This window comes from Yinghuangia seranimata, assembly GCF_029953285.1.
In the GTDB taxonomy this organism is placed as follows: Bacteria; Actinomycetota; Actinomycetes; order Streptomycetales; family Streptomycetaceae; genus Yinghuangia; species Yinghuangia seranimata.
In genome coordinates this window covers 155252-169791 of sequence record NZ_JASAOI010000045.1, presented here as the reverse complement: position 1 = coordinate 169791, position 14540 = coordinate 155252, and the positions used below count along the sequence as shown (strand labels likewise).

At 73.0% G+C, this 14540-nt stretch carries 12 protein-coding genes; 7 read left to right on the top strand and 5 right to left on the bottom strand.

Annotated elements, in window-relative coordinates; translation table 11 throughout:
* Nucleotides 1–180: 180 nt before the first annotated feature.
* Both QI554_RS27875 and QI554_RS27870 read left to right on the top strand, forming a co-directional pair.
* Nucleotides 181–1002 (top strand): PaaX family transcriptional regulator, encoded by an 822-nt coding sequence (locus QI554_RS27875; protein WP_281473498.1) that lies wholly within the window; start codon nt 181–183, stop codon nt 1000–1002.
* A 1138-nt stretch (nt 1003–2140) separates the two neighbouring features.
* Complete coding sequence (locus QI554_RS27870) at nt 2141–3658, top strand: carboxylesterase/lipase family protein (RefSeq protein WP_281473496.1); 1518 nt, start codon at nt 2141–2143, stop codon at nt 3656–3658.
* Between the two features lie 80 nt (nt 3659–3738).
* Here QI554_RS27870 and QI554_RS27865 read toward each other — a convergent pair whose 3' ends face one another.
* Nucleotides 3739–4572: a hypothetical protein gene (locus tag QI554_RS27865; protein WP_281473495.1), complete on the bottom strand. Its 834-nt coding sequence runs from the start codon at nt 4570–4572 to the stop codon at nt 3739–3741.
* Nucleotides 4573–4853: 281 nt separating this feature from the next.
* Between QI554_RS27865 and QI554_RS27860 the strand changes: the two genes are divergently transcribed.
* Nucleotides 4854–5804, top strand: coding sequence for a CHRD domain-containing protein (locus QI554_RS27860; protein ID WP_281473493.1), 951 nt, complete (start codon nt 4854–4856; stop codon nt 5802–5804).
* Nucleotides 5805–5860: 56 nt separating this feature from the next.
* On the opposite strand, the gene QI554_RS27855 is transcribed toward QI554_RS27860, so the two are convergent.
* A complete protein-coding gene (locus QI554_RS27855) occupies nt 5861–6475 on the bottom strand; it encodes a TetR/AcrR family transcriptional regulator (RefSeq protein ID WP_281473508.1) in 615 nt (204 codons plus the stop codon).
* Between the two features lie 184 nt (nt 6476–6659).
* On the opposite strand from QI554_RS27855, the gene QI554_RS27850 reads away from it, so the two are divergent.
* Both QI554_RS27850 and QI554_RS27845 read left to right on the top strand, forming a co-directional pair.
* Complete coding sequence (locus tag QI554_RS27850; protein WP_281473492.1) at nt 6660–7028, top strand: nitroreductase family deazaflavin-dependent oxidoreductase; 369 nt, start codon at nt 6660–6662, stop codon at nt 7026–7028.
* Between the two features lie 10 nt (nt 7029–7038).
* Nucleotides 7039–8037, top strand: a complete 999-nt coding sequence (locus QI554_RS27845) for a hypothetical protein (protein ID WP_281473491.1) — start codon at nt 7039–7041, stop codon at nt 8035–8037.
* On the opposite strand, the gene QI554_RS27840 is transcribed toward QI554_RS27845, so the two are convergent.
* The 3 genes from QI554_RS27840 to QI554_RS27830 all read right to left on the bottom strand — a co-directional run bounded on the left by QI554_RS27840 (nt 8034) and on the right by QI554_RS27830 (nt 11818).
* Complete coding sequence (locus QI554_RS27840; RefSeq protein ID WP_281473489.1) at nt 8034–9380, bottom strand: MFS transporter; 1347 nt, start codon at nt 9378–9380, stop codon at nt 8034–8036. The genes QI554_RS27845 and QI554_RS27840 overlap by 4 nt on opposite strands.
* Nucleotide 9381: 1 nt before the next feature.
* Entirely contained in the window at nt 9382–10041 is a 660-nt protein-coding gene (locus tag QI554_RS27835) for a GntR family transcriptional regulator (RefSeq protein ID WP_281473487.1), read from the bottom strand.
* 187 nt (nt 10042–10228) lie between these two features.
* Nucleotides 10229–11818 carry a class I adenylate-forming enzyme family protein gene (locus QI554_RS27830; RefSeq protein ID WP_281473485.1) on the bottom strand — a complete coding sequence of 530 codons (1590 nt, stop codon included), beginning with the start codon at nt 11816–11818 and terminating at the stop codon, nt 10229–10231.
* 329 nt (nt 11819–12147) lie between these two features.
* Between QI554_RS27830 and QI554_RS27825 the strand changes: the two genes are divergently transcribed.
* Both QI554_RS27825 and QI554_RS27820 read left to right on the top strand, forming a co-directional pair.
* Entirely contained in the window at nt 12148–13227 is a 1080-nt protein-coding gene (locus tag QI554_RS27825; RefSeq protein ID WP_281473484.1) for an ABC transporter permease, read from the top strand.
* A gap of 245 nt (nt 13228–13472) precedes the next feature.
* Nucleotides 13473–14156, top strand: a complete 684-nt coding sequence (locus tag QI554_RS27820) for an ABC transporter ATP-binding protein (protein ID WP_281473506.1) — start codon at nt 13473–13475, stop codon at nt 14154–14156.
* The last annotated feature ends 384 nt before the right edge of the window (nt 14157–14540 follow it).

The following is a 14540-nucleotide window of genomic DNA, read 5'->3' as shown; positions in this document are numbered from 1 at the left end:
CCGAGCAGAAGCTGGGCAAGCCGGTCGTGTCCGCGGCGATCTGCACGGCGCACCAGATGCTGCGCTCGCTGGGGCTGCCCGCGGTCGCGCCGGGAGCGGGCACACTGCTGTCGGGGCGGTACGCCGAGGCGGGGTGACCGGTCGGTAGGATCGCCGCCGAACCTGGCAGGAAAGGCGATCATGACGGAGAGCAGGCCGAGCTCGCTCATCAACACGGTCTACGGTGCGTTCGTCCGCCGCCTCGGCGGCTGGATCTCGATCGCGGACCTCATCACGTTGATGGCCGAACTGGACGTCGACGGCCCCGCGGTGCGCTCCGCCATCTCCCGCCTGAAGAAGCGCGGAACGCTGGTCGCCGAACGCCGCTCGGGCACCGGTTACCGGCTCGCCCCCGAGGTGGTGCCGGTGTTCGACGAGGGCGACCGCCGGATCTTCGACCGCCTCGAGCCCGCGGCGCTCGAGGACGGCTGGGTCGTGGCGGTGTTCTCCGTCCCCGAGAGCGAACGCGCCGCCCGGCACCAGCTGCGCTCCCGCCTGACCTGGCTCGGCTTCGGCAACGCGTCACCGGGCGTCTGGGTCGCGCCGGCCCGCCTGCTCGACGACGCACGCAGCATGCTCGAACGCGTCGGCCTGTCGTCCTACGTTCACCTGTTCGCCGGGGGCTACGAGGCGTTCGCGGACCTCTCGGACACGGTCGGCGCGTGGTGGGACTTCGAGGCGATCGAAAAGCAGTACGCCCAGTTCACCGACGCCTACGGCGGCATCGCCGCGGACCTGGGCACCGGCGACGAGGTCGACCCCCTCGACGCCTTCCGCAACTACGTCCCGATGCTCACCCAATGGCGACGCCTGCCCTACCTCGACCCGGGCCTGCCCGCCGAACTCCTGCCCGCCGACTGGAACGCCGTAGAGGCCCGCCGCGTCTTCGCGGACCTGCACGCGCTCCTGGCCGAACCCAGCCTGACGCACGTGCGGGCGGTGACGGGGCTGGAGGAACAGTAGGGGCACCGGCGATGCAGCTTCCTGCGGCCGCGCTCCGAGCTTCCGCCGTCGCCCGTATCCGTAACCCCCCGTGCCGTCCGCGCGTCGGCCCTGCCCGCGCTCCCGCTCCCGCGCCCCCAGCGCCCGCCCGCTGGCCCAGTCAGCCGCTCGTCAGCGTGCCCGGTCGCAGCGCTGCTCCCGCCCGTGCGCTCCGGGCGCTCGTGCCCACGGACGCGTTCCGTGTGCCTGGGGCCTGTGCTCCTGCCGTCCGCCGGGACCATGTCCCACGCCCCGCAGTTCGCGCCCTGCGCCCCCGCCGGCTGCGTTCGGGGTGTCTGGGGCCTGTGCTCCTGCCGTCCGCCGGGACCATGTCCCACGCCCCACCTTCCGCCGCAGCGCCGCTCGCGCGTTCGCCTCCGCTCTCGTGCGCTCCTGCCCACAGGCCGATCCGTCGCCCGAGCCCCGCCTTTCCGCTGGCGGTGCCCTCTCGCGGCTTCGCGCGGAGTGCTGGCGCACTCCGTCCGTTCCTGCGCGGAGCGCTCGTGCCCACGGACCCGTTGCTCGCGGCCACACATTCCGCAGGCCGCGCCGGGGCGGTCTCGCCTTGTGGCGCCGCTCTCGCGCTCCACGCTCGCACCCCCACTTTGCGCCCCCCTGCGCCCGCGTCTTGAGCTCGTGCCGCCGGATCCGTGGCCGACGCCCCCGCGATCCGCCTGCAGCGTCTCGCGCGTTCCGTTCGTGGCCCGTTCGTTCGCGCCCTGCGCCCCCGCCGGCTGACCGACCCGTCGTCCACGCCTCCCTGCCGCTCGTGCGCCGTGCTCGCGCGTTCGGGGTGTCTGGGGCCTGTGCTCCTGCCATCCGCCGAGACCGTGTCCCACGCCCCGCCTTCCGCCGCAGCGCCGCTCGCGCGTTCGCCTCCGCTCTCGTGCGCTCCTGCCCACAGGCCGATCCGTCGCCCGGGCCCCGCCTTCCCGCTGGCGGTGCCCTCTCGCGGCTTCGCGCGGAGTGCCGGCACACTCCGTCCGTCCCTGCGCGGAGCGCCACTGCGGGCAGGCGCGCCCACGTGTGCAGTAATTCTGGCGGTCGTCAGAATCTCGCGGTATCGTGCGGGATTGCTGGCTCGATTAAGCGGCCGGTATCGCACCGGAAGGGGTAGCACATGTCCGCAGCCGAGAACGACGTCGCAGGCGCGCCCGTCGTCGAGACCTCCGGCGGCGCGTTGCGCGGTACCCGTGAGGACGGGCTCGCCGTCTTCCGGGGGGTCCCGTACGCCGCCCCGCCCGTCGGTGAGCTGCGGTTCCGGTCGGCTCGGCCGCACCCCGGCTGGGCCGGTGTGCGCGACGCCTCCGCATACGGCCCGAGCGCCCCGCAGCCCGTCGGGCACCCCGTGCTCGGCGACCACGGCCGTCCGCCGTTCGACGAGGACTGCCTCACCCTCAACGTCTGGACCCCCGCCCCCGACGGCGCCCGCCGGCCCGTGCTCGTCTGGATCCACGGCGGCGGCTTCCTCTCCGGATCCGGCACGCTGCCGTACTACGCCGGCGACACGTTCGCGCGCGACGGCGACCTGGTCGTCGTCACCATCTCGTACCGCATCGGCGCCCTCGGCTACCTCTACCTCGGCGACGAGGACTCCACGAACGTCTGGCTGACCGACCAGCTCGCCGCGTTGCGCTGGGTGCACGAGAACATCGCGGCGTTCGGCGGCGATCCGGACAACGTCACCGTGGCGGGTCAGTCCGGCGGCGCGTTCTCCACCGCGGCGTTGGCCGTCCACCCCGAAGGCGGCCCGTTGTTCCGCCGCATGATCCTGCAGAGCCCGCCGTTCGGGCTCACGCTGCCCACGCCGGACGAATCCCTGGCCACCACCGAGCTGTTCGTCCGCGCCGCGGACGCCGGCAGCGTCGAAAAGCTGCGCGAACTGCCGTACGAGCGGCTGATCGAGGCCACCTTCGGCATGTTCGCGGCCCCGGCGCCGTGGGCGACCTGGCGCGTGCCGTTCCTGCCGGTCGCCGACGGCCGGCTGCTCGTCGGGAACCCGTTGGACACGCTGGTCGGCGGCGCCGCGGCGACCACCGACCTCATGCTCGGCTGGACCCGCGACGAGGCCACCTTCGCGCTCGTGCTCGAACCGCAGTACGCCGACCCGGACCCGGCCCTGGTCCGCGAACGCTTCGCCGGCGCGTTCGGCGAACGGGCCGACGCCGCCTACGCGCACTACACCGAGACCACGAGCGGCGGCCTCGGCGCGGTGGTCACCGACCTCCTCGGCGACGAACTGTTCCGCATCCCGTGCTCGACCCTCGCCGAAGCCCGCGCCACCGCCGAAAACCCCGCCTGGGTCTACCAGTTCGACTACGCGACCCCCGCCTACGACGGACGCCTCGGCGCGACCCACTGCCTCGAACTCCCGTTCACCTTCCACAACGCCGACCGCTGGTCCCAGGCACCCTTCCTGGCCGGCGCCGACCCCAAGACCGTGGCCGACCTCGGCGCCGCGATGCACCGGGCCTGGATCGCCTTCGTCCGCACCGGCGACCCGTCAGCGCCCGGCGACACCGGCCTCCCGGACTGGCCCCGCTACACCACCGACGGCCGAACGACGATGCGCTTCGACGCCACCAGCCACGCCGCCCCCGACGAACTCGGCGACCGCCGAGCCCTGTTCGGCGTCTGACCGAAATGGCGAACCGCCCGTGCCCCTGCGGATCTCCCACAGGGGCACGGGCCGTTCCCCGGCCACCACCACCCTCGCGGTCAGAGCCGCCCGCACACCGCCGCTACGCGCTCCCGCAGCGCGTCCGCGAGGTCGAGGTCGAGACCTTCGGAGACCCGCTCCAGCAGCTGCGCGAGCACCACCGTTTCGGCGACGCGCCCCGCCGCGCTGTCCAGAACCGGGAACTCCCTGCGGACGCGCGCCGCGACGTCCGGGTGCAGCAGTGCGTACGTGTGGAGCATCGCCGCGTCGAAGCCGACCGGGGCCAGGCCCCAGGCCTCCCAGTCGACGATGTGCGGGCCGTGCCGGGTCACGCTCGCCCAGTGCAGGTCGCCGTGCGCGGGCACCATGCCGCCGATCCGCGGCGCGGCGACGCCGACGAACCGCGGCACCGCCCGGTCCACCCAGTCCTGACGCACCGTCACCCGCTCGGTGCGGGCCCGGCCCACCGTCTCCAGCGCGCTGCGCAGCGTCGACCACCACCGCGGGCCGGGGTCGAATCCCTCGGGCGCGCGGGCCGACGCCGAGCACACCGGCTCGTCGACGTACGCGATCAGCTCCGCCCGGAACGCCGCACCGCCCTCGGCCCAGTCGAACAGGTTCAGCAGCGCGGGCCGTACCCCGGCCAGGTCCCCGAACGCCTTTTCGGCGGCCTCGTTCCCCTCCCACAGCCGGCCCCGCGCACCGGACGCGGACGCCTCCAACACCCGCAGCCACGCGGCCCGCCGCCCGTACCGCACCCTCCGGGACACCATCCGGGACGAGAATCCCCACACGACCTCGCCGTCCGACACCACACCCAGCACGTCGGCGGCCTGGTCGAGGGCATCGAGAACGCGGAGCGGGTCCGCGCCTTCCCCCGGCGACGAATACATCCGTAGCCCCCCTTCCCCTGGCGCCAGGCTACGGGTCGGCGGCGGATTGGCAACCCAGGTTCACCCGTAAGGATGCGGACCACCCGCGACCGCGCCGTGAGCTTCGTCGCCCGCCACCTCCAACGAACGCGCGGCGCACGGATCGTCAGGGCTTCGAGTTCACCGCAACTCATGTGACCTTTACCGCTGTTCGTCATTGAACAGTCGGAATGATCCGCTCCGTACCCGACGTCGAAGCGCCACCGTGCAGTGCGGTGGCCGCGGTACTGGGGGGTCCAGTCATGAACATCAAGAGGATGGCGGCAGGCGTGTCCGCGCTCGCCGCGTTGGGGATCGCCGTTGCGGGGCCTGCGGTTTCGGCCGGGGCGGCGGCGGACGGGACGGGCACCGACGCCGCCTACTTCGCTGTGAGCCTCAACGGAGGCAACGAGGTTCCCACGCCCGGCGGTCCCGCAGCGGGCGACAAGGACGGCACCGCCGTCGCCTACCTTCAGGTGAGCGGCGACGAGATCCGGTTCGCCGCCGCCTTCAAGGGGATCGCCGCGCCCGCGACCGGCACGATCCAGGCGGGGGCGAAGGGGGAGAACGGGGCGGTCGAGGTCACGCTGTTCACCGCCCCGGCGTACGGGAACAACGGCACGGCCACCGGGACCGTCCGCGTCAAGGACGCCCAGTTCCTCGCCGACCTGAAGGCGAACCCGCGCGCGTTCCACCTCGACATCGCCACACCGGAGTTCCCCGGCGGCGCGGTGCGCGGGCAGGTCAACGGCATCAGGAGCACGCTGGACATGGACCACGCGCTCCAGCGCGACACCAAGGCGTCGGTGACCCAGGGCGTGCAGATCTACGCCTGCACCGTGCAGCCGGACGGCTCGTTCGCGTTCACGCAGGACAACGTGCGGGCCACGCTCGACAACGGCATCTCGCACTTCTTCGCGAACCCCGGCCCCGCCGGCCCGCCCGAGTGGCTGGCGCGGGACCGGAGCGCGGTCACCGGCAAGGTGCTGGCCCGCACGCCGAACGGCACGGGCAACATCGCGGAGTTGGACCTCGCCGCGACGCAGGCCGGGCGCCCGTTCGGCCTCCTGGCCGGCACGGACGAGATCCTGCGCCTGAACACCGTGGGCGGCGTCGCCCCGTCCGGCCCGTGCGACCCGGCCGCGCAGGCGCGCGTCGAGGTGCCGTACCGCGCGGACTACGTGTTCCTCGACTCGACGCAGCCGATCGTCTGACGAACGCGGCGGCGGGCCGGTCCAGCCAGGGCCGGTCCGCCGCCGTCGCGTAGCGGCTACCCGCGCCGGGCCTCCAGCGCGTCGAGGATCAGGTCGAGGCCGTACGCGAATTCGGCCGTGTGGTCGTAGCCCGGCTTCAGCGCGTGCTCGACGATCATCTCCGTGAGGTACGGGAACTCGTCGGCGGGCAGGGCCGCGAGGATTCCGTCGGCGACCTCCGCGACCTCGTCCGTCGAGGTCAGCGGCAGGTTCTGCTCCTGGAGCACGTACCCGCCGACGTAGCTGTCGATGAGTGAGACGGCGTGTGCGGCCGTCCGGAGACCGAACCCCGCCTCCCGCAAGACCCCCAGCACGGCGTCGTGGTGCCGCAGCGTCGCCGGCCCCGGGTTGCGGCGCGAGTCCATCAGGCCCAGCGCCCAACTGTGCCGCGACAGCACCGCACGCGCGGAGTTCGCCCGCGCGCGGATCGCGTCCCGCCAGTCCTCCCGCCCGGCGTCAGGCAGTTCGATCGCCGCGAACACCACGTCCACCACGCCGTCGAGGACCGCGTCCTTGTTCGGCACGTGCCGGTACAGCGACATCGCCTCGACGCCCAGCTCCTGCGCGACCTTCCGCATCGAGATGGCGTCGACGCCGCCGCGGTCCGCGACCCGGACCGCGGCGTCCAACACACGTTCCCTGCTGAGCGGTCGGCGGGGCGGGGGAGAGGGCGGCACGCGAGCTCCTGACCGTGAGGGTGTTGACAGGCTTACACCCGTAAGCAAGCCTTGCAAGCGTACCCCGGCTTACGCCTGTAAGGCCCGAACGGTTGGGTCGGTGCGCCGGCCGGCACAGGAGCCAGGAAGGAAGCCACGCATGCCGATGCCGCTCTGGTGGGGCCACGTCAACAAGCGCGTCTTCAACCCGCGTGAGATCAGAAACGGCCGCCGCCCCGTCCTGATCCACGTCGGCCGGACCTCCGGCACGACGTACCGCACCCCGCTCGACGCCCACCCCGTCGACGGCGGCTACCTGTTCATACTCGTGTACGGCTCCGGCTCCGACTGGGTACGCAATATCCTCGCCTCCGGCACCGCGCGACTCCGGGTCGACGGACAGGAACTCGACCTCACCGCCCCACGCCTCGTCGACAGGGCCGAGGCCTTCCAGGCACTCCCGAATCATGTGCCCCGCCCGCCCAAGGTGCTCCGCATCACGGAGTTCCTCCGCATGGACCGCTTGTGAGGAGACCGGATTGACGTCGCCGTCGATGCTGCTCGAGGCGGCACCCGAGGCCATGCGCCCCCGACTGTTCGACCGCCTCGGGCCCGCGCTGCAGACCGCGGTCCTCGGCGACTTCCGCACCCCGGACGCCGTGGTCTCGGCGCACGTCGCGGCCAACGGCACCCGCGAGCAGCAGGCGGCCCTCGGCCGCAACCGGCGCGCCCATCCGGACACGATCTACGCACTCGCCGCGAAGGCCGACGTCCAGGTCGCCGTGGCGGTGCTCAGCAACCCGTACGCCCCGCGAGAAGCGCACAAGGCGGCCGCGAGGGTGGTGCCCCAGTACCTGATCCCGCGCAAGGGCGAGCCCAGCGGGCCCTACAGCCCGACAAAGCGGTTGATGCTGGCCATCGAATGCGACGACCCGGACCTGACCGTGGCCGCGCTCGCCGTGCTCCCGTTTCCGGGCGCCAAACGGACCAGCCCCGCGATCGCCCTCCGGGGCTGCCTGGGCCTGCGCCGCATCGTCGGGCCCGATGTGGCGCGCGGCGCGACCGCCCGGTTCCTGACCAGGCCCATACCCGAGCCGGTGCGCGTGGTCCTGGCCGACCCGACCGACCTGCGCCGTCTGGAGCGGACGTATGAACGCAGCTGTGGCACCCAGGGGTTCATCCGGATGCTGCGTGGCCGAAGGAAGGTGACCCAGGATGTCCTCGAGCGCTGGCCGCACACCCCGCTGGACTGGTCGCAGATCATGGACGCCGACCGCGCCGAGCCGTTCCAGCGCGAAGCGGTGACGTACCTGTCGAGGCAGGCCGGCTGCCCCGACCTCATCCGCGACCGCCGGGAGGGACGCCCCGACGATCAGGAAGCCCGCACGCACCTCGCAGGCCTCACCGCCGCGCGCCTCGGCGACGACATCGAGGCCTGGGCGGTCGCCCTCGCCCTGGCCGGGGACTTCGCCGGCACGACCCCCGAACTCCTCGACACCGCGGTCGCGGTCGTCGGAGGCCGGGCGGCCCCGTACTAGCCCTGCCGGGAGTCGACCAGCCCCGCCGGGTGGTCCGAGGTGGCCACCGGGATCGGTCCGGCCTCGCGGCGGGCCGCCTCGGCCCGCGCGACGGGGCCGCGCAGGCGGAAGATCGCGAAGAGCCCCACCGCCTCCAGGACGAACACCGAGGAGAACGCGATCCGGTAGTCGTCGCCCGTCGCGTCGAGGAGGACGCCGACCGTCAGGAGCGTCGTCATCGAGGCGACGAAGCCGCCCATGTTGACGATTCCCGAGGCCGTTCCCTGCCGCTCGGGCGGGTTGGCGGGGCGCCCGAAGTCGAAGCCGATCATCGAGGCCGGCCCGCACGCGCCGAGCACCAGGCACAGCACGACCAGCAGCCACATCGGCGCGATGCCGCCCGGGTAGAAGATCGTGGCCGCCCACGCCGTGGCCGTGGTGAGGACGGTCCCCAACGCGATCGGCAGCCGCGCGGCCTGGTGCCGGGCGATGACCTGTCCGAACACGAAGCCGAGCACCATGCTCGACAGCACGATGACGGTGAGCAGCCCGCCGGCCGTGCCGCGCGTGTGGCCCTGCGACTCGACGAGGAACGGCATTCCCCACAGCAGCAGGAACACCATCGCCGGGAACTGCGTCGTGAAGTGCGTCCACAGCCCGAGCCGCGTTCCCGGTTCGGCCCACGACTCGGCGATCTGCCGCCGCACGTAGGCGGCTCCGCGGTGCGCCACCGCCGGCACCTCGTACCCCTCGGGGTGGTCCTTCAGGAACAGCTGGACGAGCACGAACACGACCGCCCCCGCCGCCGCGCTCCCCGCGAACACCGCCGTCCAGCCGGCCTCGTGGAGCAGCCGGGAGAGCACGAGCGTCGAGATGAGGTTGCCCGCCTGCCCGATGAGCGCGGCGAGTTGCGCGACGAGCGGCCCGCGCCGCGCCGGGAACCAGCGCGTTCCGAGCCGCAGCACGCTGATGAAGGTCATCGCGTCGCCGCACCCCAGCAGCGCGCGCGACGCGAGGGCCATGCCGTACGACGTCGAGAACGCGAAGCCCAACTGCCCGACCGTGAACAGGACGATGCCCATGGTCAGCATGCGCTTGGTGCCGAGCCGGTCGACGAGGAGGCCGACGGGTATCTGCATGCCGGCGTACACCAGCAGCTGGAGGATGGAGAACGTCGACAGCGCCGACGCGTTGACGTCGAACCGGTCGGCGGCGTCGAGTCCCGCGACGCCCAGCGAGGTCCGGAAGATGACCGCCACGAAGTACACGGCGACGCCGACCGACCAGACGGCGACCGCGCGCCGCCCGCCGGGGGGATCCGTCGGCCGGACGGGGGAGGCGGCCGGTGTGTGTGTCTGCGTCATGTCAGCGCACCTCGCCGCGGATGATCTCGGGCAGCCGCCCGACGTGACGGTGGACGGCCGCGACGGCCGCGTCGGCGTCGCCGCCGCGCAATGCCTCGAGGATCTCGGCGTGGTCGGTGAGCGACCGTGCGACCCGCTCGGCACCCGCGTGCATGACGGCGACGACCATCCGCACCTGGCGGTCGCGGAGCTGGTCGTAGAGCCGGGCCAGGATCTCGTTGCCGGCGCTGCGCACGATCGCGGCGTGGAAGCACCGGTCGGTGACGGCCGCCTCGGCGAACTCGCCGGCGGCGACCTGCGCGCGCTGCTGGTCGAGCAGTTCGGTCAGCCGGGCGATGAGTTCGGGCGACGCGGGGACGGCCTTGCGTGCCGCGTGCGCCTCCACGAGCTGCCGGGTCTCGACGACGTCCGCCACCTCCTGCGCGGACACCGGCAGGACGAGCGCGCCCTTCTTCGGGTACAGCCGCAGCAGCCCCTCGGCCTCGAGCCGCAGCAGCGCCTCGCGGACGGGCGTGCGCGACACCCCGGCGGCCTCGGCGAGCTCGCCCTCGGTGAGCAGCGTGCCGCCCTCGTAGCGGCGTTCGAGGACGCCGAGCTTGACGTGCTGGTACACGCGGTCGGCGGCGGGCGGTGGTTTGGCGGGGGACGGGACGGCGGCCATGCGCACAAGATAGATACAACATGGATGCGTGGGGAGGGTCGTCCATACTGCGGACGCACCAAGGGATTTGCCGCCCGGCAAACGCCAACAAAACGGACGAAACAACCATGCGAAAAGGGCGGCCGGACCCTCAGGCCCGACCGCCCCCGCTACCTCACACCCCCGTCACACCCGCATCGGACGCGGCTCAGACCGCCGGCTGCGCGTCCGCCATCTCCCGCAGCTCCTTCTTCAGAATCTTGTCGAGCGTCCCGGTCGGGAACGCGTCGACGAAGTACACCGCCCGCGGCACCTTGAAGTCCGACAGCTTGGCGCGGCACAGCTCCACGACCGCCTTCTCCAGCTCGGCCGCCTCCGGCGCCGCCGCGTTGCGGATCACGAACGCCACGACCACCTCGTCCAGGAAGTCGTGCTTCTTGCCGACGACCGCCACCGAGCCGACCCCGGGCACGGTGAGGATCAGGTCCTCGACCTCGCGCGCCGACACGTTCTCGCCGCCGACCTTCAGCAGGTCCTTGTCGCGCTCCCGGTAGAAGACGTTGCCGCCCTCGCCCAGCGCCACCATGTCGCCGGTCTTGAACCAGTCGCCCTCGAACGCCTTCTCGGTCGCCTCGGCGTTGCCGTAGTACTCCAGGAAGAACTGCACGCCGCGCTCGCCGTGCAGCCACAGCTCGCCCTGCTCGCCGACGCCGCACTCCTCGCCGGTGTCGCGGTCGACGATCTTGAACCCGTAGCCCGGCGCCGGCCGGCCCATCGACTTGGCCGGCAGGTGCTCGGACGGCTTGCCGGTGATGGCGTGGATGACCGTCTCGGTCATGCCGTACGCGCCGTACACCTTCAGCCCGAGCATCTTGTCCAGCATGGTGTTGACCATCCCGAACACGCCCACCCGCAGCTTCGACTCGGGCCGGTCCTTGGCCGCGAGCGTGCCCATCGCGAAGGGCATCAGCGAGATGTGCGTGATCCCGTTGCGGACCACGACGTCCCAGAAGCGGCTCGTCGACCACTTCGGCATGAGCACCGCGGTCGCGCCGACGCCCAGCACCGAGAACATCGACCAGCTCTGCGCGTTGACGTGGAACAGCGGCAGGTAGATCAGGTAGCGGTCGTCCGGCCCCAGGTCGATGCTGCGCGGCCCGGAGCGGCTGGCCCACACGGCGTTGGCGTGCGTGTGCACGACGCCCTTGGGGCGGCTGGTGGTGCCGGACGTGAACATGATCCCGAACGGCAGCAGCGGCTCGATCGGGCGGCCGGGGTACGCGTCGGCGTCGCCGTACAGCTCGGCGAACGGCACGGCGCCCTCGGGCAGCGCGGCCGCGTCGTCCGCCCCGATGACCGCCGTCCAGCGCAGGTCGGCGCCCGACTCGGCGATCAGGTCGAGGAAGCGCGGCTGCGTGATCGCGGTGGTGCAGTGCGTGTGCTCGGCGAAGTACGCCAGCTCGCTCGCGGTCGCGTGCGTGTTGGTGGTCACCGCGACGGCGCCGACGGTGGCGCAGGCCAGCCAGGCGACGAGCATCTCGGGGCAGTTGTCGGCGTGCACGAGGACCTTGTCCTCGCGGCCGACGCCGCGTGCGTGCAGGCCCGCCGCGACGCGCAGCGTGTCGGCGAGCAGCTCGGCGTACGTCCAGGTGCGCCGCTCGCCCTCGGCCGGCTCCCATACGAGCGCCGGGTGCTCGGGCCGGTGCTCGGCCCAGTGCCGCAGCAGCCAGGGGATGTCCTGTCCGTGGACCTGGTGGCCCCAGTTACCGGAGGTGAGCCCGTTGAGTGCGGCCGCCATCGCGTTCCCCTCGACATTCCGCGCGCGCTGCGACGCGTGCGCGGGCGCTTTCGGGCGCACTCGCGTGCACCCCGCATCGCGGGAACGATAGGCGCCAGTTTTTGACAGTGTCAAGGATGTGGGCGGGAGGCGGACCGCACACGGGACACCGCCCGTATCCATCGAAAGTCGGAGAGGCGGCTGCACCGAAAGATCCCGCCGGCCCCAACCGCCGCGCGATGCCCCGGCACACCCGTGCACCGGAGAGTAGAGGACAACGGCGGCCGACCGGTCGCCGGGAACGTCCGGGCCCGGTCCCGCGGGCCCGGGCAGGCTTGAGGAGGGTGCGCGTGTTCGTCGCGTTGCGGGATCTGCGGTCGGCCCGAGGGCGGTTCGCGCTCATGACCGTCGTCGTGGTGCTCATCACGACGCTGGTCGTGCTGCTGTCGGGGCTCACCGCGGGCCTCGGCCGCGAGAACACCTCCGCCGTCGACGGGCTCCACGCCGACAAGCTGGCGTTCTCCGCCTCCGCGGGCGTGTCCTTCTCCTCCTCCACCGTCAAGGAGGACGCCTGGAAGGGATGGGCCGCGCAGCCCGGCGTGCGCGACGCGTCCCCCCTCGGCATCGCGATGACCCGGCTCGGCGCCGGCGAGCGCACGGCCGGAGGCGCCGCCTTCGGCATCGACCCGGCGGGGCCGCTCGCGCCCGGCGGGGCCCGGCCGACACCCGGCGGCGTCGTCCTGTCCCAGGACCTCGCCGACGAGCTCCACGTACGCGCGGGCGACACCGTCGCACTCGGCCCGGCCGGGAACATGCGCGTCGACGCCGTCGTCCCCGGCGCGTCGTACAGCCACGCGCCCGTCGTCTGGACGACCCTCGACGACTGGCAGCCCCTCACCCCGGGCCCGCGCGCGTCGGGCGCGAAGCAGGCCACCGTCGTCGCGCTCGACCTCGGCAAGGGCGCCGACATCGGCGCGGGCGACGCGGCCCTGCACACCGAGACCGTCTCCAAGGCGGACGCCCGCAAGGGCATCGGCTCCTACACCTCGGAGAACGGCTCGCTGCAGCTGATGCGCGGCTTCCTCTTCGTCATCTCGGCACTGGTGGTCGGCGCGTTCTTCACCGTTTGGACGGTGCAGCGTTCCGGCGACATCGCCGTCCTCAAGGCCCTCGGCGCCTCGACCGGCTACCTGCTGCGCGACGCGCTCGGCCAGGCCCTCGTCGTCCTCACCGCGGGGACGGCACTCGGCACCGCCATCGCCGCGGCGGCGGGACGGGTCGCCGAAGGGACCGTGCCGTTCGTCCTGGACGCCGGGACGACCGTGCTGCCAGCCGCCGTCATGGTCGTCCTCGGCCTGGTGGGCGCCGCACTCGCGGTACGCCGTGTCACCGCCGTCGACCCGCTGACCGCACTGGGGAGCGCCCGATGAACGAGGTGGAGCGGATGGAGCGTGCGGAGCGGGTGGACGGGCTGGACGGGGTGGAGCGGGCGAAGCAGGAGGAGCAGGTGGGCAGCGTGGACCGGGTGAACATCATGAGCCAGACGCACCAGGTAAGCCGGGAGAGCCAGGCGAACCAGGCGAACCAGGGGAGCCAGGAGAGCCAGGAGAGCCAGGCGAGCCAGGCGAACCAGGGGAGCCAGAGGATCCAGGGGAGCCAGGACGACCGTGCGGGCCTGCGCCTCACCAACGTCACCCTCACCTACCCCGACGGCGACCGGCGGCTGACCGCCCTCGACCGCGTCTCCGTCACCGTCGCGGGCGGCGAACTGGCCGCCGTCGTCGGGCCGTCCGGATCCGGGAAGTCCAGCCTGCTGGCCGTCGCCGCGACGCTGGTGACGCCGGACTCGGGCACCGTCGAGATCGCGGGGGCACCCGTAGACGGCCTGAAGCCGGGTCGGCGGGCCGAACTGCGCCGCACCCGGCTGGGCATCGTCTTCCAACAGCCCAACCTGCTGCCGTCGCTCACCGCCCTGGAGCAACTCCAGGTGATGGCCCACCTGGACGGCCGCTCACCCCGCGCCGCGGCCGCCAAGGCCCGCGAACTCCTGGACGCCGTAGGCCTGTCGGAGCAGGCGCGACGACGCCCGCACCAGCTGTCCGGCGGCCAGAGGCAGCGCATCAACATCGCCCGGGCACTGATGAACGACCCCGCCGTCCTGCTCGTCGACGAGCCGACCAGCGCCCTCGACCACGAACGCGGAGCAGCGGTAGTGGAGTTGCTCGCCCGCCTCACACGGGAGCGCGGGACGGCGACCGTGATGGTGACCCACGACCGCAGCCAACTGGTCTACGCCGACGCGGCGTACGCCATGACCGACGGCCGCCTGGCGGTCCTGAACGAGGCCGCGGCCGCCTGAGCTCGGTCGGGCCCGCCGGCCGCCCGGCGGTGCGGCGAACGGGCTTCGCGGAACCGGCGCGTCCGCGCCGCCGGCCGGGGCCTTGGCCGGCACGTCCGGCCGGTGCCCGGGCACGTACAGGTGCGACCTGGGCGCCGGGCCGACGGGCGAGGTCATCCGCGAAACCCCCCTGGCCTCAGGCGGGTTCGGCACGGGCGAAGCCGACCGGGACCGGGCGGTCGGTGACGATGCGGGTGTCGAGGAACTCCCACCAGTCGTCCTGGCTGACCCGTTCGTCCTCCCAGGTGCTGCCGGCCTTCAGGTTCGCGAGCGCCGAGCGGTAGGCGCCCCAGGCCGCTCGTCCTCGAACGCCGCCCAGCTCTCCAGGACGTAGACCTCGCCGAT

What these genes read in the sequence shown, in the direction of transcription:
- QI554_RS27830 (WP_281473485.1), bottom strand. Translation starts at nt 11,818, where the DNA reads ATGGCGGCCGCACTCAACGGGCTCACCTCCGGTAACTGGGGCCACCAG.
- QI554_RS27865 (WP_281473495.1), bottom strand. Translation starts at nt 4,572, where the DNA reads ATGTATTCGTCGCCGGGGGAAGGCGCGGACCCGCTCCGCGTTCTCGAT.
- QI554_RS27860 (WP_281473493.1), top strand. Translation starts at nt 4,854, where the DNA reads ATGAACATCAAGAGGATGGCGGCAGGCGTGTCCGCGCTCGCCGCGTTG.
- QI554_RS27850 (WP_281473492.1), top strand. Translation starts at nt 6,660, where the DNA reads ATGCCGATGCCGCTCTGGTGGGGCCACGTCAACAAGCGCGTCTTCAAC.
- QI554_RS27840 (WP_281473489.1), bottom strand. Translation starts at nt 9,380, where the DNA reads ATGACGCAGACACACACACCGGCCGCCTCCCCCGTCCGGCCGACGGAT.
- QI554_RS27835 (WP_281473487.1), bottom strand. Translation starts at nt 10,041, where the DNA reads ATGGCCGCCGTCCCGTCCCCCGCCAAACCACCGCCCGCCGCCGACCGC.
- QI554_RS27875 (WP_281473498.1), top strand. Translation starts at nt 181, where the DNA reads ATGACGGAGAGCAGGCCGAGCTCGCTCATCAACACGGTCTACGGTGCG.
- QI554_RS27870 (WP_281473496.1), top strand. Translation starts at nt 2,141, where the DNA reads ATGTCCGCAGCCGAGAACGACGTCGCAGGCGCGCCCGTCGTCGAGACC.